Origin of the sequence: Viridibacillus arvi, from assembly GCF_001274945.1 — a bacterium.
In the GTDB taxonomy this organism is placed as follows: Bacteria; Bacillota; Bacilli; order Bacillales_A; family Planococcaceae; genus Viridibacillus; species Viridibacillus arvi.
The window spans coordinates 1,391,811-1,409,225 of sequence record NZ_LILB01000001.1; the positions used below are offsets into that span (position 1 = coordinate 1,391,811).

At 35.1% G+C, this 17,415-nt stretch carries 18 protein-coding genes and 4 pseudogenes; 7 read left to right on the forward strand and 15 right to left on the reverse strand.

What is annotated here, in order from left to right; translation table 11 throughout:
- Nucleotides 1-56 precede the first annotated feature (56 nt).
- The 4 genes and pseudogenes from AMD00_RS06570 to AMD00_RS23925 form a co-directional block, all read right to left on the reverse strand.
- Nucleotides 57-689 carry a hypothetical protein gene (locus AMD00_RS06570; RefSeq protein ID WP_053416245.1) on the reverse strand — a complete coding sequence of 211 codons (633 nt, stop codon included), beginning with the start codon at nt 687-689 and terminating at the stop codon, nt 57-59.
- Between the two features lie 325 nt (nt 690-1,014).
- Nucleotides 1,015-2,841 (reverse strand): hypothetical protein, encoded by a 1,827-nt coding sequence (locus tag AMD00_RS06575; RefSeq protein WP_053416246.1) that lies wholly within the window; start codon nt 2,839-2,841, stop codon nt 1,015-1,017.
- Nucleotides 2,842-3,051: 210 nt separating this feature from the next.
- Nucleotides 3,052-3,246, reverse strand: coding sequence for a hypothetical protein (locus AMD00_RS06580; RefSeq protein WP_053416247.1), 195 nt, complete (start codon nt 3,244-3,246; stop codon nt 3,052-3,054).
- Between the two features lie 166 nt (nt 3,247-3,412).
- Nucleotides 3,413-3,663, reverse strand: a pseudogene (locus tag AMD00_RS23925) (DUF1801 domain-containing protein); the annotation flags it as partial.
- A 219-nt stretch (nt 3,664-3,882) separates the two neighbouring features.
- Here AMD00_RS23925 and ahpC point away from each other — a divergent pair.
- Nucleotides 3,883-4,452 carry an alkyl hydroperoxide reductase subunit C gene (gene ahpC, locus AMD00_RS06590; RefSeq protein ID WP_053416248.1) on the forward strand — a complete coding sequence of 190 codons (570 nt, stop codon included), beginning with the start codon at nt 3,883-3,885 and terminating at the stop codon, nt 4,450-4,452.
- Between the two features lie 12 nt (nt 4,453-4,464).
- Nucleotides 4,465-5,994, forward strand: a complete 1,530-nt coding sequence (gene ahpF, locus AMD00_RS06595) for an alkyl hydroperoxide reductase subunit F (protein WP_053416249.1) — start codon at nt 4,465-4,467, stop codon at nt 5,992-5,994.
- A 174-nt stretch (nt 5,995-6,168) separates the two neighbouring features.
- Here the strand turns inward: ahpF and AMD00_RS23930 are convergent.
- From AMD00_RS23930 to AMD00_RS23935, 4 genes and pseudogenes are all read right to left on the reverse strand, one after another.
- Nucleotides 6,169-6,306, reverse strand: a pseudogene (locus tag AMD00_RS23930) (DNA alkylation repair protein); the annotation flags it as partial.
- Nucleotides 6,307-6,361: 55 nt separating this feature from the next.
- A complete protein-coding gene (locus AMD00_RS24135; protein ID WP_281173042.1) occupies nt 6,362-6,565 on the reverse strand; it encodes a M24 family metallopeptidase C-terminal domain-containing protein in 204 nt (67 codons plus the stop codon).
- Between the two features lie 38 nt (nt 6,566-6,603).
- Nucleotides 6,604-7,551, reverse strand: a complete 948-nt coding sequence (locus tag AMD00_RS06600; protein WP_053416250.1) for a LysR family transcriptional regulator — start codon at nt 7,549-7,551, stop codon at nt 6,604-6,606.
- A gap of 256 nt (nt 7,552-7,807) precedes the next feature.
- Nucleotides 7,808-8,016, reverse strand: a pseudogene (locus tag AMD00_RS23935) (arginase family protein); the annotation flags it as partial.
- Between the two features lie 298 nt (nt 8,017-8,314).
- Between AMD00_RS23935 and AMD00_RS06605 the strand changes: the two are divergent.
- Complete coding sequence (locus AMD00_RS06605; RefSeq protein WP_053416251.1) at nt 8,315-9,631, forward strand: aspartate aminotransferase family protein; 1,317 nt, start codon at nt 8,315-8,317, stop codon at nt 9,629-9,631.
- On the forward strand, nt 9,632-11,071 hold the full coding sequence (locus AMD00_RS06610; RefSeq protein ID WP_053416252.1) for a sodium:solute symporter: 1,440 nt from the start codon (nt 9,632-9,634) through the stop codon (nt 11,069-11,071).
- A 348-nt stretch (nt 11,072-11,419) separates the two neighbouring features.
- Here AMD00_RS06610 and AMD00_RS06615 read toward each other — a convergent pair.
- The 3 genes and pseudogenes from AMD00_RS06615 to AMD00_RS06625 form a co-directional block, all read right to left on the reverse strand.
- Nucleotides 11,420-11,915: pseudogene (locus AMD00_RS06615) on the reverse strand (LURP-one-related/scramblase family protein).
- 298 nt (nt 11,916-12,213) lie between these two features.
- A complete protein-coding gene (locus AMD00_RS06620) occupies nt 12,214-12,936 on the reverse strand; it encodes a DNA alkylation repair protein (protein WP_053416253.1) in 723 nt (240 codons plus the stop codon).
- A 283-nt stretch (nt 12,937-13,219) separates the two neighbouring features.
- On the reverse strand, nt 13,220-13,600 hold the full coding sequence (locus AMD00_RS06625; RefSeq protein WP_053416254.1) for a winged helix-turn-helix transcriptional regulator: 381 nt from the start codon (nt 13,598-13,600) through the stop codon (nt 13,220-13,222).
- 144 nt (nt 13,601-13,744) lie between these two features.
- Between AMD00_RS06625 and AMD00_RS06630 the strand changes: the two genes are divergently transcribed.
- The gene (locus tag AMD00_RS06630) at nt 13,745-14,263 is read left to right on the forward strand and encodes a DJ-1/PfpI family protein (protein ID WP_053416255.1); all 519 of its coding nucleotides are present in this window, start codon (nt 13,745-13,747) and stop codon (nt 14,261-14,263) included.
- A gap of 149 nt (nt 14,264-14,412) precedes the next feature.
- Complete coding sequence (locus AMD00_RS06635) at nt 14,413-15,129, forward strand: 3-ketoacyl-ACP reductase (protein ID WP_053416256.1); 717 nt, start codon at nt 14,413-14,415, stop codon at nt 15,127-15,129.
- A 204-nt stretch (nt 15,130-15,333) separates the two neighbouring features.
- Here the strand turns inward: AMD00_RS06635 and AMD00_RS06640 are convergent, their stop codons facing one another.
- The 4 genes from AMD00_RS06640 to AMD00_RS06655 form a co-directional block, all read right to left on the reverse strand.
- Entirely contained in the window at nt 15,334-15,552 is a 219-nt protein-coding gene (locus tag AMD00_RS06640) for a DUF5412 family protein (RefSeq protein WP_053416257.1), read from the reverse strand.
- Nucleotides 15,553-15,636: 84 nt separating this feature from the next.
- Entirely contained in the window at nt 15,637-15,858 is a 222-nt protein-coding gene (locus AMD00_RS06645; RefSeq protein WP_053416258.1) for a hypothetical protein, read from the reverse strand.
- 87 nt (nt 15,859-15,945) lie between these two features.
- On the reverse strand, nt 15,946-16,194 hold the full coding sequence (locus AMD00_RS23495; RefSeq protein WP_053416259.1) for an NUDIX hydrolase: 249 nt from the start codon (nt 16,192-16,194) through the stop codon (nt 15,946-15,948).
- A 127-nt stretch (nt 16,195-16,321) separates the two neighbouring features.
- Nucleotides 16,322-16,819 (reverse strand): kinase, encoded by a 498-nt coding sequence (locus AMD00_RS06655; RefSeq protein WP_053416260.1) that lies wholly within the window; start codon nt 16,817-16,819, stop codon nt 16,322-16,324.
- Between the two features lie 204 nt (nt 16,820-17,023).
- On the opposite strand from AMD00_RS06655, the gene AMD00_RS06660 reads away from it, so the two are divergent.
- Nucleotides 17,024-17,218, forward strand: a complete 195-nt coding sequence (locus AMD00_RS06660) for a hypothetical protein (RefSeq protein ID WP_053416261.1) — start codon at nt 17,024-17,026, stop codon at nt 17,216-17,218.
- Nucleotides 17,219-17,415 lie beyond the last annotated feature (197 nt).

A 17,415-nucleotide genomic window follows, 5' to 3' on the forward strand; every position in this document is an offset into this window, starting at 1 on the left:
GTAATATGTTCAGAAAATATGCACTGAGTAAATCTAATGAATACCGATGTATTTTTTTATTCATTCAGTCCTAATACTTTATAAATTTTTCTAATTCTTTTTAATTGAGGTGCTGTAAGTTCATTTTCTCTTCGTTTTAACACAGTTAAAAATGCTTCTTTATTATCATTATTAACAGCTATTAGGGTACTCTCAGCGTGTTGGGGGAGATCTTTAAATCTGCAAGTTTCTAAATGATGAAGCAGGAACGGAAAAATTCGTTCATTGTTTTCCTTGCTCGTGGATGCTAACTTTGCTAAAGTTAATACCCCTTTATCAACAGTAATAACGGAGCCAGTTTTCATAGTTGAAAAAATCATTTCAAGATGCTCCATCATAATCGTAGATGACATTGTTACAATGGTAGATAATGCTGTCATTGCACCCCAAACTAAACGGTTATTTCTACTTTGCAATAAATTTATAAAGGTTAAAGTGAATTCACTTATAAGCTCTGGTTTAACTTCCCCAATTTCATATGCTACTTTAATACAATCTTGTTGAATTCCTTTATCCTTATTAGATAAGTTTTGTATAACTTCTTTTATACCTTCAAGATTATGATCTTTAACTAATTCCTGTGCTAGTTCAATATTTGGTTCTTCATCACGACGTTGTAACTTCGAAGCCAGCTTAGGCACTATCGTCATATTATCCCTCTTTTATGTTGATATCATTCTATTCACATACTATCATATTAGTCAGAAAATATTATGTATTAAGTTTTACAGAGAACATTGGGACAAAGATTTACATAAATTAATTTTATAGATTATTACAAAAAAATCTTTTACTTTACCATTTATAAAACCTCATTTACATGAAACGGTTCTCGTTAATGGAGCTAAGTGAGGTTTTATCAATTCACCAAAAAATAAGACTCGATTCTATACTAGAATCGAGTCTTATCATGTAGGAATAATGGATCATCTTAACCTTTTCTAGATAAAGATAAAACTTAATACTTATCTTTACTTATCTTTTTAATAAGTATTTTGCTAACTGGCGGTTTTCTTTATCTTTTGTAGTAGTTGCGATGTTTTTAACAATATCCTGTATAGTAGATTGTTGCGTGATCGATGGGGACCATTCTTCTAATACACTTAATGCATGGTATTGTAAACTCCCATTATCTGATTTAAGAGCAGCTTGAATCAATGCTAGTCCTACTCCTTCATGCTCATGTAAATCTTGAACAATAAGTTGCAGACAATCTTGTTCATCATTTGATAGACTCGATAACGATAAATGCGTTGCTGCAAATTCACAGAGGTCTTTAATATGCTGACGATTATTTGTATCCATAACCGCATAGTATAATTCACTGTTTGTGGGATATTTCTCTAGCATATCAAACAAATTCGGAGTGACGTCTACTTGATAGAAGCGAGCGATTTCAAGTGCTTTAAAATTATTATCCTGTTGTAGTGCATCCATTGCAAGCTGAGGCCATTTAGGATCATTTATAAATGGTTGAATCGCTTGTTGAATAGAAGTACACTCATGTTGTTTCCATTGGTCATTAAACCGTTCTTCCCAAACTTCTTTTTCAGCATTTAAAAATTCACTTATTTTCATCAGTGGATAAAAATCTTCAAGTGTTTTACAGTGTATACGCGCATGGTAAACGAAGCGCGAAAGAACGTCGCTTGCATACGGATAATCTTCGATACTCTCTGGAGCACGCTCATTTAGTAACGCTTGGATGATAATACTTGCTCCATCATATAACTCTTTTGAAATCGTCTCTTCGTATAGAGCTATGTCAAGCTCTCCATTTATGGCACACTGATAGGCTAGATATTCATTCATAATGAGATTTTCACAGCCCTTTGTCAGTAGCCATTGTTTTATTTCTGGCGTCGTTGCTTCCAGTTGTTTAACAGCCCTAATTTTGCCCCAACCATGGACGGACTGAGCGAGTCGCCAAATTTGGTTGTTTGCTTGCATTGTGCCATTTTTCAATGCAAATATGACATATGGTGTGAATTCTTCATGCATACCTAAGGTGAATAATAGCTCTTTATATTTTTCACAATTCGTACAACCAAGTACGATGATTGAAAATTTCACAACCTCTCTATGTGCTGCATGGTCAAGAAGCCATAATGCCTCTTGTTGTACAAGAGATTCGTCCAATTGAGCTTGCTGGAATCGCTCAATAAATTCATCGCCATAGCTAGCGATATTGTCAAAAATGATTTTTTCGTATGTTACTTTTCGTGTTTTCGTAGTAGGTTGATTTAGTTGTTCTTCAAAAAGCTTTAGTAGCTTTTTCACATAAAATGGAGTAGGTGTGTCATCTACAAAATTATCGTATAAACCCGCAGCCAATCGCGGATGATTTTCATCATACAAGTATTCGTCATCTGGTAAATAATCTTCTACTATTTTGTTGTGAGTCTGAACTTGTTTTTGAATAAAGGGAACAATTTTCTCTTTATTATCCCATGGGAGAAAGTCTAACTTCAGTGAATCATCTAAAATCGTTTCATTGTCGATTTTAACAATACATTTAAAGCGTATATAACCACCGAGTTTAACGGAAACCATGTGCTTTGTTCCATCTTGCAGCTCAAGTATCCCTGATAATTTCGAATACGGAACAATATGCGAAAATAAATATTTTCGTTTATTCATATCGACTGTTTTACCATCAATGATAAGTAGCTCTTCTTTTATCTCGTTTATAATTTCAATACAATGCCCTTGATAATCAATCTTCCATGTTTTATGTACTTCTTTTTCTACATCTTTCATTACATTACGCATTTCACGTTTAATTTCATCTTTAAAACCCATTAAGTCCTCCTAAAAATATGGATGGAATACAGAATTTTTTACATTTATAATAGTTTCTGATTCCTTCTACAAACCGAAATTTTTACTTTATATTTTCTTTATAACATCTATCAAGGAAATACCCTATATTGAAAAAAATATGTGAAAGAAGATATTTCACATACTCTTTGCTCATTATTTAATCATATTGTTGCATCCTCTATTTTCGTACTACTGGGTCAGGGTAATCGTCATAATTGGATTTTCTTTCACAACTGATGAATAATCCGTTTTTTTGTCCGATTCCTTTACCATCTTATCCTCTGATCCACTTTCTGTTGATGATCCACACCCCGTTAAAACAAAAGCTATCGCCATCAGGCTAAAGACAAAATAAAATACTTTATATCTCGTAAACATTTTCATTTTAACACCTCTGTGTAATCAGTTATAAATTATATAACTATAAGATAGCTCACGACAACCCAAAATGGCACACTAATCATTTAGTCCCTTCCCATTGAGAATTTGCTGCGTATATTTTTCAACCTATGACACTCGAGTTTTAAGTTGTTTTGGTTGTGAGAAATAGTTGTAGGATGAGTTTCTCGTGAACATCCTTTAGCAAGGTATCTTTGTGAAACAAAAGCGCACAATATTCTTTAAAGCCATGGATTAATACAATGTTTTTGTTCTCAAACATATACCAAAGATGCTTCCACTTAATTTCTTCGGTCAGCTCAAAATCAAGAACGATCCTTCTCAACTGTTCAAATCTTTCCTTCCATTTTTTGGTTTTACTTAAAATTCAACAACCTCAGGATTTTTTCTACTATTTGTCATCCAGGAATACCGTACCAGTACTGATAATTAACAGTTATTTTATAATACTAGAATAATTATTGACATAAAATTAATTCTATATAATAATAGGTTTTGTATTAGAATCATTTTAATTAAGGCGTGATGATTATATTCAATAATAATTATTATTTTCCTTATAAAAATATGGCTTTATACTCAAACTAACTAAGAACAAAACATATTAGGAGGAGATTTATTATGTCTCTAATCGGAAAAGAAATTTTACCATTTAAAGCCTCTGCTTACAATGCTGGTAGCGGTGAATTTATCGATGTTACAGAACAAAGCATGAAAGGACAATGGAGTGTTGTTTGCTTTTATCCTGCAGACTTTACATTCGTTTGCCCTACCGAGCTTGAGGACCTACAAAACCAATATGCTGAGCTAAAAGAGCTTGGAGTTGAAGTTTTTTCTGTTTCAACAGATACACACTTTACTCATAAAGCATGGCATGATCACTCAGAAGCTATTAGCAAAATCAAATATGTAATGATTGGTGACCCTTCACAAAAAATTACTCGTATCTTCGATGTATTGGACGAAGAAGAAGGTCTTGCAGATCGCGGTACTTTCATTATCGATCCAGACGGTGTTGTACAAGCACTTGAAATCAATGCTGGCGGCATCGGCCGTGATGCAAGTATTCTTGTTAACAAAATTAAGGCAGCTCAATATGTGCGTAACAATCCAGGTGAAGTTTGCCCAGCAAAATGGCAAGAAGGTTCTTCTACACTTAAGCCAAGCCTTGATCTTGTAGGTAAAATTTAAGGAGTACAATCAATGATACTTGATGCAGATATTAAAGAACAATTAGCCCAATACCTTCAAATGATGGAGGGTGATGTGCTACTTAAAGTTAGTGCAGCATCCGATGATGTTTCTCGTGACATGTTGGCTTTAGTAGATGAATTAGCCACTATGTCATCTAGAATTAAAGTAGAAAAAACAGAATTACAGAGAACACCGAGCTTTAGTGTAAATCGTATCGGCGAAGAAACTGGAGTAACTTTTGCGGGTATTCCTCTTGGACACGAATTTACTTCATTAGTATTGGCTTTACTTCAGGTAAGCGGAAGAGCTCCAAAGGTCGATCAGAAAATCATTGATCAAGTGAAAAGAATTGAAGGCGAATATCACTTTGAGTCATACATTAGTCTAAGTTGTCATAACTGTCCTGATGTTGTACAAGCTCTAAACGTTATGAGCGTTCTAAACCCTAACATTTCACATACGATGATTGATGGTGGTGCATTTAAGGAAGAAGTAGAAGCCAAAAACATTATGGCAGTACCTACAGTTTTCCTTAATGGCGAATCATTCGGCAGCGGCCGTATGACACTAGAAGAAATCCTTGCTAAAATGGGAGGTACTTCAGATGCGTCCGAGTTTGCTAATAAAGATGCATTCGATGTCCTTGTTGTTGGAGGCGGACCAGCGGGGGCAAGTGCTGCCATCTATGCAGCACGTAAAGGCATTCGTACAGGAATTGTCGCTGAACGCTTTGGCGGTCAGATTATGGACACTTTGAGCATTGAAAACTTTATTAGCGTAAAGTCTACTGAAGGTCCTAAGCTCGCAGCAAACCTTGAAGAACATGTAAAAGAATATGACATTGATGTCATGAACTTACAGCGCGCTAAACGTTTAGAAAAGAAAGACCTTATTGAAATTGAACTAGAAAACGGGGCTGTTCTAAAGAGCAAAACTGTTATCCTTTCAACAGGTGCTCGCTGGCGCAATGTTGGTGTACCTGGTGAGGCTGAATTTAAAAATAAAGGCGTAGCTTACTGCCCACACTGTGATGGTCCATTATTTGCTGGCAAAGACGTAGCCGTTATTGGTGGCGGAAATTCCGGCGTTGAGGCAGCCATCGACCTTGCGGGAATTGTGAAGCACGTAACCGTTCTTGAATTTAATCCAGAGCTAAAAGCAGATTCTGTACTGCAAGATCGTCTACACAGTTTGCCGAATGTAACGGTTCTAAAAAATGTTCAAACTCAAGAAATTACTGGAACTGACAAAGTAAACGGGGTTACTTATGTTGAGCGTGATACAGGAGAAGCTAAGCATATTGAGCTTGCCGGAATCTTTGTTCAAATCGGTCTTGTACCTAATACTGACTGGTTAAGTGATACCGTTGAACGTACTAAATTTGGTGAGATCATTGTAGATAATCACGGGGCAACGAATATCCCTGGTGTATTTGCTGCAGGAGACTGCACGAACAGCCCGTATAAACAAATCATTATTTCAATGGGATCAGGAGCTACTGCATCTTTAGGTGCATTTGATTATCTAATCCGAAATTAATGAGTGAACACGGTAGGAAGCACGACTCTAATTGAAATGCTTTCCAAAATCTAAATTTACCTAATAAAGGACTGTTGTAAATTAATTTACAACAGTCCTTTTTCTTTATAATTTTCCATCAAAACGCATACTATGCTATTATTTTAGCTGCATATAAGATACACTCGTTATTATTTAACATCTTACATATTTGCGCTTGAAACCAAGCTTTCCCCTATCTACTTCCTTTTGAATGCTTTCAAAAGCGTGTAGTTTTTTATTGTACCTTTTGACTTCTGCTAAGATTCGTATTGCTGCTCCATGAAAAGGCAGTCATCGATTTTATACTTTAAAGCGAAAAATATTACTTGTATTCGGCAATACCTATTTATATTTCCCTAGTTTCTTCCCTTAGCCATCCGCTCTCTTCTTCATTAAAATAAGGAGCTAGCTTCGTATATACCTCTTGATGATAATTATTTAACCATTGCTTTTCACTCTCTGTTAACATATCTTTATTGATACCTTCAAGGATTCTTTCATTTCTAACTCTCCATAAAAATATCCTTATGAACAGCGTACTATTGTTCACATGGCATTAAGTTTCCGATCCGATTCTTGATGTTCATTTTAAAGTAAAAGATCCAATTCCTTTTCTATTTCCTTATCTTGAATTTGAATATTATCAGATTTACTAAAAAAATTGCTGACTGGCCAGGTATTCTGTAAATATGCATTGAACGTTTGAATATTCGGTTCTTCTGAACGAAATTTCAAATTAATGGAAGAGGTAACAATCGATTTTGAAGCTTGTTGAAGGATGATAATAGTACCATCTTTTATTTCATTCTTAATTGCATTTTCGCCTAAAATGCCATATCCAGTTCCATTTAACACTGCCCGCTTAATCATCTCGTCACTTCCGCCAACCATAATCATAGAGTGAGGCTTGATTCCTCTTTCTTTGAAAAATTGTTCATTGATATTACTAAAACTGCAATGACGGTCATAGGAGATAAAGGTATCTTCCCGTAGTATATCATGGACACTTTTTCTATTACTGACTTCTGAAGATGCGACCAAAAAAGTATGTTCTTTCTCTAAAAAGGACTCTTTGATATCGCTATCATTACACTCATTAGCAATAATTGCAATATCAGCCACATGGTCTCTTACACTTTGGATAGCATGGACGGTATTTAGCGGCAAAAGACTTATTTTCACTTCCGGGTATATTTCAGTGTATGATTTTACAATAGGTGGAAGATGTTGAGTGCAATAATATTCAGAAGCAGCAATTATAAGAATACCAGTTGGTCCATGTAACTCTTCCATGTCTCTTTCAATCTCTTCTATAAGGTCAAATAAGTGATTGACATGCCCTTTTAGTTTTTGTCCAGCAGATGTTAACATCGTTTTTTTGCCTACTCTAGTTAATAGAGTATGATTCAATTCTTTTTCTAATGATTGTATTTGAATTGAAATAGTAGGTTGTGTATATTTTAATCTTTTGGCGGCCTTCGTCAGATTTAATTCTTCTGCAACCACTTGAAATGTTTTTAAATTTCTAAGTTCCATCTAATCATCACTTCCCCTTCCCCATATTCGAAAAATGTTTAATTTAACCATAGCGATAAATCTATAATAGATTTATTGCCATGGGATCTTACTTCTATTATAAATTACCAATTCTTCTACTTCCATTTGTTCATTTTATATTGGAAAATTTAACACTGATGCAAGGATATTTTATTAGATATTTTAGAAATTCACTTTCTTAATTAATCATCCTATTAAGACTCTTTACATAATCGTATTCTATAATTATGGCATGTTATTTTACGAGAGAATCATATTCTTTGTTCTTTATTAGTGGACGCTCTAATAATATCTCTCCAAATAGAGAACCTATAAGAGTTACTGCGATTTGAGCGGTTTTATTTTTTATCCAAAAATTAGATTTACTTCTACAATTTCTGCTGATGTAATAATTTCTGCATCTGCTAACATCTCCATAGCTAAATGACTTTCGCGGTAACTAATCTATAGCACTAACATCATATTACTAGTACTATGTATTTTTATTAATGGTTCCACCTTGTCGATAGGTCAAACCTCAATTCTTATACATTTAACGATAAAAGTTTTTTATAGTTCATTTAGCCGCCTCTTACTCGTTTCAGGGGAGTTCTTTTAATATAAGGTAACTTTCTATACGGTTACGGTATAAAAACTCAAATTTCCCTATTTTAACTATTAAATTTCCTTATGATCGTCATTTGACTAACTTTCTGAATTATAAGAAAATTACACCAATGAAGGATGAAATGGGGATGAAATTATGATTAATTGGAAAACCATAAATGAGGAAGGCTTATTAGCCCCTACTATGGCAAAAGATTTTCCCAATCTACCAGTGGTAAAATCTGAGGGATTTTTCTATATAGGTTATGATGGCAAAAAATACTTGGATTTTACTTCTGGTATCGCTACGGAAAATACAGGGCACAGACATCCAAAGGTAATTGCGGCAATCAAGGAGCAGGTGGACCATTTAATTCATGGTCCGATCGGAATTATTAATTTCGACTCACTCTTTTTGTTAGCTAAAAAATTGAAAGCGGTTTTACCAAAGCCATTAGACTGCTTCTTCTTTGGGAATAGCGGGGCTGAGGCTATTGAAGGCGCGGTAAAATTAGCTAGACATGTTACAAAGAAACCATATGTCATTTCTTTCATTGGTGGATTCCATGGCAGAACAATGGGAGCCCTAAGTCTAACAACCTCAAAAAGCAAATACAGAAAAAACTTACCAGTAGGGGCCAATATGACCTATCAATTACCCTATGCTCAAATAACAGAAACACCAGAAGGATTAGACCATGATGAATATTGGGCAAAACATGTCGAAAAGGACTTTGAACGACTATTTAATCATCAAGTTTCTCCAGATGAAGTGGCAGCAGTTATTTTAGAACCTGTGTTAGGAGAGGGTGGTTATGTTGTCCCACCAAAAGCATGGCTACAAAAAATTAGAGAAATTTGTGATCGGCATGGAATCTTGCTAATCTTTGATGAAATCCAAACAGGTTTTGGCCGAACAGGTGACTGGTTTGCAGCTAATCGGTTTGGGGTAACACCAGATATAATGGCAATTGCAAAAGGAATCGCTAGTGGCTTGCCGCTTAGTGCAACAGTTGCTTCACGAGAATTAATGGAACAATGGACTATAGGTAGCCATAGTACAACATTTGGTGGGAATCCTGTTGCGTGTGCTGCTGCATGTGCGACAATTGACGTTTTGAAGGAAGAAGGCTTAATCGACAATGCAAGAATTTTAGGAGACTATGCATTAAATAGATTAATAGATTTAAAAAGAAAACATCCTGTCATTGGAAATGTTCGAGGCATCGGCTTGATGCTAGGCATTGAAATTGTCCACCCTATCACAGGCAAACCAAATGGGTCAGGGTTAATGAACATTCTTGAGAAGTGTTTGCATAAAGGGGTCATCTTCTATTTAAGTGGGAATAAAGGAGAAGTCATACGAATGATACCTCCGTTAAATATCGATAAGGAGTATTTAGACAAAGGTATTTCCTTGCTTGACGAAGCAATTACTGAATACGAATTAGAATTAGGCTTTGGGGGTGTATAGATGAATATTCTTGATACTATTGTTCTCCTTCTTTACTTTGGTGTTTTAGTGATTATTGGAATAGTTGGAGTTAATAAGGTAAAGTCGAAAAAGGACTTTCTTCTAGCCGGAAGTCGATTAGGATACTTCACCCATGTTGGTTGTTTAGCGGCTGTTATTATTGGCGGCGCTGCTACGATGGGTACAACTACTTTGGGCTATAATTACGGGATTTCAGGTTTTTGGTTTGTATCAATGATGGGATTAGGAATCGCAGCATTAGGTCTTTTCGTCGTCAATAAGATTGGTGGGTATGAGGTTTTTACTATTAGTCAATTACTCGGAAAACGTTTTGGTGAAGGGACTCAGCTTATAAGTGCCATTGTTACCGCTATCTATACACTTATGGTCGTTGTGACGCAAGTTATTGGTATGGGAAATGTAATACATGTTTTGCTCGGATGGCCACTTATACCCTCTATGGCTATTGGTGGAGGAATAGTCCTCTTCTATACAATTTTAGGTGGAATGTGGAGTATAACCTTGACCGATATTATCCAATTTGTGGTTATGACAATCGGTGTGTTCTTTATTATGTTCCCATATAGTATTGTGAATGTAGGAGGATTATCCGCTCTATTTCATAGTGTTCCAACGGGTCATCAAGAGCTTACGAACATCGGTTGGGATCGCATTTTCCAATACTTTTTATTATACTTCTTTGGCTTAATTGTTTCTCAAGACATTTGGCAACGTGTATTTACAGCAAAGAACCAAAAGGTCATGAAAAGCAGTGCTATATCAGCTGGTTTATATAGTGTTTTTTATGCTGTAGCACTAAGCATAGTTGGGATGTGTGCATTCATATTACTTCCGAATTTAGGAGACTCACAATCTGCCTTTACTAGTCTTGCATTAGAAATTCTACCGCCAGGCTTGTTAGGACTTGTTCTTGCTAGTGTTTGTTCTGCTCTCATGTCAAATGCTTCAGGAGCTATCTTTGCCTCGTCTACTCTAATCACAAACGATATAATTAAAGTATATTTTAATAAAGATATGAATGATAAAGATATCATCCGAACATCTCGATTTGTCATACTTGGGTTAGGTGTACTTTCAATTATTTTCTCAATTTGGATTCAAAACATTCTTGTCGCATTAGATATGGCCTATGCCATTTTATCAGGTGCAATCTTCGTACCGCTTATTATCGGTCTATATTGGAAGCGTGTAACAAGCCAAGCGGCTTTCTATTCTATTATTGCTAGTACACTAGTGATCTTTGTTACATTTATGATTTACGGTATTACGTCTACACTTCCTATTATTTATGGCTTATTTACAGGAATCATTGTAATTGTCGGGTTGACATTACTTACTCCTGTAGATAAATACAAATTCAATAAGAGCAAAACTAAAAATTATCCGGGAATGATTGAGAAAAACAGTAGTAATTATTAATAGAATTAACGACCTAATAATGAACTTATTAAAAGAGGCAGGAAAACTGCCTCTTTTACATTTTGCATTACAGAAGGCTATTTTAATAGGCTGCTTTACAAAATTTGAATTCATTACTTTCTTACACCATTCGAATTACCCCAAATTCAATCTCCTCTATCTCCCTGCCCATTTATTCATTTAGACCAATTTTCCCTTTCATTACAGATACTTATTCCGACAAATATTCTCATTAAAACTCCATAATAAAAAGCAGGGAATTCGTTAGTGATTCCCCACTTTTTTGATATTATTTCTACTGTTATTTTGAATTTCTAAAGAAACTCGTCAGCATTGTACATCTTCATTTTAACTCGACGCTGAGGAAGAAGCAGCTTGGTCCGCCTTCACACAATCAATTGCGACAACGAGTGCAATAATGATGGCCTCCATCTCTTCATTCAATATTTGAACCTTATAGCTATCGCCCCAAGTGAACCACTCCTTGCTCACTTTACCGATGACTTCACCATACTGTAAAACCTGAAAGTCCATATCCCACCAGTTACCATGTACCTCAATGTCTGCGGCATCAATTGTATAACGTGCTTTAAAGAAAGAAAACTCTTTCTTAATCGTTAACACTTCTCGACCATTGACCTCAACAAAAAACTTTGGTAAAAAAGCTGAATACCTTTTTAGTAATAAGTGCGACTTCATCTCTTGTTGTATTCATAATGGAGAAAGTCTTTGGAATTTGCATAAAACTTCCCTCCACATAATAGATATCCTTCTCCTGCTGATCCTTTACCGTAAATTTGCCACTTAGGCTGAATACCTTCTGCTTTATAAAAAGTTGCTTCATACTGTGCCCCCTTCGATATAGCATATTACTAAAGCACCGATTTCATCATAGTTATTAATAATGATTGAAATCGTTTTTTTAGTTTTGTTTAAGAAAATTTGCTTAAAAGAAAAAATATATTTATTAAATATATTCAATACATTATATCGAAATACCTTCTTAACGAAAAAAGGTATGCAAGTAAAGAAGTATGCATACCTTGTTAATCTATTCAACACATAATAAAACCGCACTTATTTATGAGACGGTTCACCGAAACTAATATTTACCAAAATTGTCCGTAATGAGAGGCTATTGTTTAACATCTTACATGTTTGCGTTTGAAACCAATCTTTCCTCTATCTACTTCCTTTTGAATACTTTCGAAAGCGTTTAGGAAACTACTTTTTTTATTGTCCCTTTTGACTTCTACTGGACCTACTGCCTTTGCAATATCGACCGCCTTTTCATGGAGCGGCAAATACGAGACTCCTACTGTGTATAGGAAATTATTCATAGCAGATTTCGTTCGTTCTGGAGAAACGTGAATCGTATTTTTCACAATTTCAATCATGTTGGCAATCTTGCTTTCAGAAAATTCTTCGTCTAAACGATTCCCTAGAAGCCAACAGTAGCAACTCCAGCCCGCTGACATTCTTAATTCTTCACCGCTTGCAATCCATTTATCAGCAACGTCTTGTGCAATATCTGCTTCCGCTAAAGTTACTGCTACCACATAATCGGACAGCATATAAAAATATGCCCCATCCATCCAACGGTCAAAATCCGACTCAGTCATTGCTTTTGGATCTGCAATAATGCCTGCAAAGTACATTGCGTCATAGTTCCCTGTTGCATAGTTCCCTGTTGCATAGAGTTCTTCAGCTAAAGATTGATTTATTTTTATTTTTTTGGCGATTGGCTTCATTGCACCTGTAGCCACGCCAAACAGTGGTTCGTGCGCACCATTGGTTATGTACATTTTTTTTGTTCGTTCCTTGCCGAGGGCTTCAAGCTCCTGCATAACAGTTTGTAGATTCACCTTTTAGCACTTCCTTCTTTTTGGAGATTTATCTCCTTGATATTCAAACTCTTCAAATCCATTACAATTCTCCTATAACAAACCTAACTATATAAGAACCGTCTCTACAGCTCAATGATCTTCGACTAATTCACTCGTTAATTGAAGAATTTTCTATTTCGAATTTAAGTAATAAACCAGATTATCAGTCCATTTACCAAATTCAATTTTTCAATAAATAAGAATAATCCAATTTGAAAAAAGATAAATCAAAATGGATTATTCTCTAGCAGTCGTTTTTTTCTTATTCAAGATAATTATTTTCTTGTTTTATTTGATCTATGCGCTTTTTTCCCCATTCATACATCATCTCAACGATCGGTAATAACGTCATCCCGAGTTCCGTCATTGAGTATTCAACTTTCGGAGGAATTTCTGGAAACACTTCTCTATGAACAATTCCATCTTCTATCAGTTCACGTAATTGGTTTGTTAATATCTTATGGGATATTTTCGGGAAAAGTCTTTGAAGTTCGCTGAAGCGATGTGTCCCTTCTACACCTAAATGCCACAAAATAACAACTTTCCATTTTCCACTAATAATCGATAAGGTAAGTTCTTTTTCACAATGATAATCTTGATTTAATATTCTCTCTTTAATCTCTTTTCTTAATATATCTGACATGGGGGTTTAACTCCTTTTCTTATATAAGTAACCGTTTGGTAACCTACGCACAATAAAGTGCATTCTTCACAATGTAGAAAACGGTAGGTAGAATGAAGTCAGTCTTAAAGACAAACTTTTTTCTATTTTAGGAGGCAAACGTTTATGAACAATAAAGTATTATTAATTATACCACCAGAACGATTTAATGAAGATGAATTATTCCAACCTAAAGAAGCATTAGAACATGCAGGGATTGAAGTAACCATTGCAAGCACAAAAAAAGGGGAAATTACTGGTGACTATCAAGGCAAGACAAATGCAGAAATAATCTACTCTGAGGTTTCAGTCACTGATTATGATGCTCTAGCTGTCATCGGAGGGTCTGGTACGAATGATTATTTATGGGAAAATCAAGATTTACTAAGCTACTTAAAGCAAGCTCATGAACAAAATGTTCTTGTAACAGGAATTTGTGCCGGAGCTGTAACTGTAGCTAAAACAGGTTTACTTACTGGCCGTAAAGCAACATGCTACCCACTAGATGTCCAAAAGAACGAATTAAAAGCTCATAATGTTGAATACGTTAAACAACATGTCGTAGCGCATGATGATATTATTACAGGCGATGGACCAGATGGTGCAAAAGAATTTGGAAAAAGCCTAGTAGAAGCATTAAGTTGATTCTTAAATTTTTACACATGCAAAGTAATGAGTTGGAAATCCAGAATAACATTGACTTAATAATTTAATATTAAACGATAATATTTAAGGATTGCAACACTTGTACAAGCGCTGGAAATAGAACTATCTCATCTAAAGGAGAGAAAAAAATGCAAACAATCTCAGGAAAAGTGGCATTAATTACCGGAGCAGGACGTGGAATTGGACGTGCAACAGCAGTAGCTTTTGCCAAAGAAGGGGTTCACATAGGTCTTGTTGGACGTACACTTGAAAATTTACAACAAGTGGCAGAAGAACTTATACAGTATGATGTAAAGGTAGCAATCGCAACGGCAAATGTAGCTGATTTAGATTCAATCACCTTAGCGGTTGAATCAATTCGTGGTGAGCTTGGGGCAATTGATATTTTAGTAAACAATGCAGGCATTTCAAAATTCGGTAAATTCATGGACTTAACACCTGACGAATGGACAAATATTATCGATGTCAACGTAAAAGGTGTGTATTACACAACACGTGCGGTATTACCTGAAATGATAGAGCGTAACACAGGAGACATCATTAATATCTCATCAACAGCTGGTCAAAAAGGGGCACCAATTACAAGTGCTTACTCGGCTTCAAAAGCTGCAGTTATTGGGCTAAGTGAGTCATTAATGCTTGAAGTGCGTAAGAAAAATATTCGTGTTACAACGTTAACTCCAAGTACTGTGGCAACAGATATGGCTGTTGAACTAAACTTAACAGACGGCAATCCAGAGAAAGTGATGCAAGCAGAAGATTTAGCAGACTTAATGGTTGCACAACTAAAACTTCATCCACGTGTTGTATTGAAACATGCTGGACTTTGGTCGACGAACCCTTAATAGAACTATTCGAAATCAAGGCGCTATCCGATGTATTTGGGATAGCGTTTTCCTTTTTTAGAATAAAAAGCTCTAATAGTAGTACTACCAACCCGTTTATCACATGAACGGCATCACGAGGAGCATCATTATTCTCCTTTAACGGAATGATATTACATACGTTTTTAAACATCTTTATTGTAAATGTAACTATTTTATTTGTAATTAAACAACCTTACTGTCATTTAATACTAGCCATTTAATTTTTACGGTATTCTCAACATAACTCCAATAAATTGTTTTTATTTCATTCCCAAAGTCAATCACTATTCTTATTGCTTTTCTTGTAGAAGCCCCACCTACAATTAAATATGCTCTAGCAGTAAAATCATTATTTGGTGATTGATGTTCAAAAAAAATCTCCTTCAACAATGGCTTCTTCAACTATTCTGTCCCTTTAGTTGAAGAAGAAATAAAAAAACGCGATAACTTAAGTTCCTCCAATACAATGGACAATTATGATTAAATCTATTTTTTCTTACACTCAAAATAATAATCACTTGTGAGATTATTATAAATTTTTAATTTAACTTCTCCACCATTTTTATAGCATTGAGAACTAGCAGAATTTATTTCTTTAGTATTGAAATAGCTATAGATATGTATTAAAAAAGACACTCCGAATAAAGCGATAACTATAATCCATAAAACACCTGTAAAATACTTGTTTTTTAATATAGTTATTTTCATCTCCCCCTTATTTCAATTGAACTAATCCACTGCTGCTTACATAACAAATTTGATAAACAGTTTGTTTTGTTATTCTTAACTCACTCTCTACCTCAAAAAAATTCCTGATTTTATCACACCCAAATTATTCTGAAAAAAATTCTTCGTCTCTACTAGCTTCAACCGTTCATCCATTTGATCAATCTTTACAAACTCAACTTCACTAATCTCCTCCGTTTTTGGCTGTAACTGAGCTCTTTCACCCAAAAACTCCAAGAGAAATATATGTGTGACTTGCCGTTCGAAACCTAGCTTTTCTTGCATAGCCGCTGGAAATTCAAATTCAATTGTGCCCAATTCACATACTTAGTTAAATCTACCCTTTCATATTCATATATTCTTCACTAGGAATAAAAAACCTTCTTTAACTAACCTGCCTCGATAATTAAATAAGCAAATTAGTATTTCAAATCACTTGAAATAATTATTTTTGCAGTTGATTTAAAATCAGTTTCAGTACATCGTTTTGTGACCTATCATAAGTCAATATCATTTCTCCATCCACGCCAAGATAATCCTGTGGATTCCACCAGGCACGTAAAGAATCTTCACCGAATTCCATCTTTTTCGAACTAGAATTGTGACGCTTGACTGTTTCCTCAAAAGGTAAATCAAAATAATATGTAAATGTCTTTTGGTTATAGAACTGGATTAGTTTATTCAGCATTTCACCATAGCGGTTTTTATACAATATTCCTTCCACAATAACAATTTCACATTTATCTTTACCGTATTCCGCTATTTGGCGAATCAAATCAATTGAAAGGTTCCCTTCTCTATCGTGCACCTTCAACATTTCACGGCGAACTGCATCCTGAGAAACCAAGAGCGTTCCATGTCCCAAATGACTTTGAAGACTTTTCGCAGTCGTTGTTTTCCCACTCCCAGAGTTTCCACGTATGATAATCAGTTTAGATTCCATATTCTCCCCCACATCCTAATTCTCTTCTATTCACAGAATATTCCTTTGGTCATAACAACAATTCTTACCTTTATTTCATTCGTTATAGAAATTAGTTATTCCTTCTTCCACTAAACTGCTCGTTAGTTTAAGGCTATATTTCACAAATAGGCTAAAATAGATTATACTGAACTAACTATCACATTCCGAAAGGAGGAATTACTTATGACCGAGAATAAACAATCTGAAGCACCAAAAAAGAAAATCAGCCTAAAAGAGGCTGTGCAGCAGCAGCTTGAAAACAAAAAGAACCAGTCTTCTCCTAATAAAGGGAAAAAGAATGCCGACCTTTCAACAAAAAAAATGAAAAGTCAGCAAGCGAAAAAAACAAGCAATACCCGTAGAAAAATGGGTGTCTAATATCTAATAAAATCGAGTACCCATCGACACAGTTTCAAAGTCTTGCAAACAGATGGACAGATTGAACTCGTACAGAAAACTCACTCTAAATAATAATAGTGAAAAAGCATTCAAGGGACAGATTGAACTGACCCAAGAAAGTTAGACATATTTAGTTAAGCAGCTTCTAAGACCTGAGTTCGGTATTCCACCGGGCT

Coding starts and splice junctions, on each gene's coding strand:
- AMD00_RS06570 (WP_053416245.1), bottom strand. CDS start 689: ATGACGATAGTGCCTAAGCTGGCTTCGAAGTTACAACGTCGTGATGAA.
- AMD00_RS06575 (WP_053416246.1), bottom strand. CDS start 2,841: ATGGGTTTTAAAGATGAAATTAAACGTGAAATGCGTAATGTAATGAAA.
- AMD00_RS06580 (WP_053416247.1), bottom strand. CDS start 3,246: ATGAAAATGTTTACGAGATATAAAGTATTTTATTTTGTCTTTAGCCTG.
- ahpC (WP_053416248.1), top strand. CDS start 3,883: ATGTCTCTAATCGGAAAAGAAATTTTACCATTTAAAGCCTCTGCTTAC.
- ahpF (WP_053416249.1), top strand. CDS start 4,465: ATGATACTTGATGCAGATATTAAAGAACAATTAGCCCAATACCTTCAA.
- AMD00_RS06600 (WP_053416250.1), bottom strand. CDS start 7,551: ATGGAACTTAGAAATTTAAAAACATTTCAAGTGGTTGCAGAAGAATTA.
- AMD00_RS06605 (WP_053416251.1), top strand. CDS start 8,315: ATGATTAATTGGAAAACCATAAATGAGGAAGGCTTATTAGCCCCTACT.
- AMD00_RS06610 (WP_053416252.1), top strand. CDS start 9,632: ATGAATATTCTTGATACTATTGTTCTCCTTCTTTACTTTGGTGTTTTA.
- AMD00_RS06625 (WP_053416254.1), bottom strand. CDS start 13,600: ATGTCAGATATATTAAGAAAAGAGATTAAAGAGAGAATATTAAATCAA.
- AMD00_RS06630 (WP_053416255.1), top strand. CDS start 13,745: ATGAACAATAAAGTATTATTAATTATACCACCAGAACGATTTAATGAA.
- AMD00_RS06635 (WP_053416256.1), top strand. CDS start 14,413: ATGCAAACAATCTCAGGAAAAGTGGCATTAATTACCGGAGCAGGACGT.
- AMD00_RS06645 (WP_053416258.1), bottom strand. CDS start 15,858: ATGAAAATAACTATATTAAAAAACAAGTATTTTACAGGTGTTTTATGG.
- AMD00_RS06655 (WP_053416260.1), bottom strand. CDS start 16,819: ATGGAATCTAAACTGATTATCATACGTGGAAACTCTGGGAGTGGGAAA.
- AMD00_RS06660 (WP_053416261.1), top strand. CDS start 17,024: ATGACCGAGAATAAACAATCTGAAGCACCAAAAAAGAAAATCAGCCTA.